At 61.5% G+C, this 1,123-nt stretch carries 1 protein-coding gene and 1 pseudogene; both read left to right on the forward strand.

What is annotated here, in order from left to right:
* Positions 1 to 123 (forward strand): annotated as a pseudogene (locus tag N434_RS25430) (sugar ABC transporter permease); the annotation flags it as partial.
* Positions 124 to 362: 239 nt separating this feature from the next.
* Positions 363 to 1,123 (forward strand): carbohydrate ABC transporter permease (locus tag N434_RS25435; RefSeq protein WP_110760782.1); only part of this gene is annotated, 761 nt, incomplete at its 3' end.

The following is a 1,123-nucleotide window of genomic DNA, read 5'->3' on the forward strand; positions in this document are numbered from 1 at the left end:
CGCACCGCACTTCTGGGTTACGACGTCGGCGGCGCTTCGGCCGGCGGCATCATCGCCGTCATCCTCGCCAATATCGTCGCCATCTTCCTGATGCGGGCGGTTGGCAAAAATCTGGATCGGTAGGGGGACATGACAGTGGTTCTATCTGCGGCATCAACGCCCCACCTCCCTCATTCCTGTGCTCGTCACAGGAATCCAGCCGACGCGCGTCGGCGCGGCGGGGAGGCTCTTTCTCAGCCCAAAGACCTGGGCTGGCTGGATCCCTGTGACAAGCACAGGGATGAGGGCGGTGAGGATGCCTCCGTCTCCACATCGAAACGGCCCCGTGCTTTTACCGCTATTACCTCAGGGGAGGTCTAATCATGGCCCGCAAGACAACCACACGTGCGAAGATCGGCTTTTCCATCGCGGCCTGGGCCGTGGCGCTGCTGCTGTTCTTCCCGATCCTCTATGCCTTCCTCACCTCGCTCAAGACCGAGCCGGAGGCAATCGCCGGCTTCAGCCTCATTCCCTCGGGCACGCTTGAGAATTACGTGACGGTCCAGACCCAGCGCGACTACTTCAAGCCGTTCATGAACTCGGTGGTGCTGTCGCTCGGCTCGACGATCATTGCGCTGATCATCGCCATTCCCGCCGCCTGGGCCATGGCGTTCTCGCCGACCAAACGCACCAAGGACATTTTGATGTGGATGCTCTCCACCAAGATGATGCCGGCCGTCGCCGTGCTTGTGCCGATCTATCTGATCTTCCGCAATGCCGGCCTGCTCGATACCCGCATCGGGCTGACCATCATGCTCACCTTCATCAACCTGCCGATCGTCATCTGGATGCTCTACACCTACTTCCGGGAAATCCCCGGCGAGATCCTCGAGGCCGCCCGCATGGATGGCGCGTCGCTGTGGAACGAGATCGTCCATGTGCTGACGCCAATGGCGGTGCCGGGCATTGCCTCGACGCTGCTGCTCAACGTCATCCTTGCCTGGAACGAAGCCTTCTGGACGATCCGGCTGACGACCACCAATGCAGCCCCGCTGACGGCCTTCATCGCCTCCTTCTCAAGCCCGCAGGGGCTGTTCTGGGCAAAACTCTCGGCCGCCTCGATGATGGCGATCGCCCCCATTCT

Origin of the sequence: Rhizobium sp. UGM030330-04, assembly GCF_003208455.1 — a bacterium.
GTDB lineage: Bacteria > Pseudomonadota > Alphaproteobacteria > Rhizobiales > Rhizobiaceae > Agrobacterium > Agrobacterium rhizogenes_A.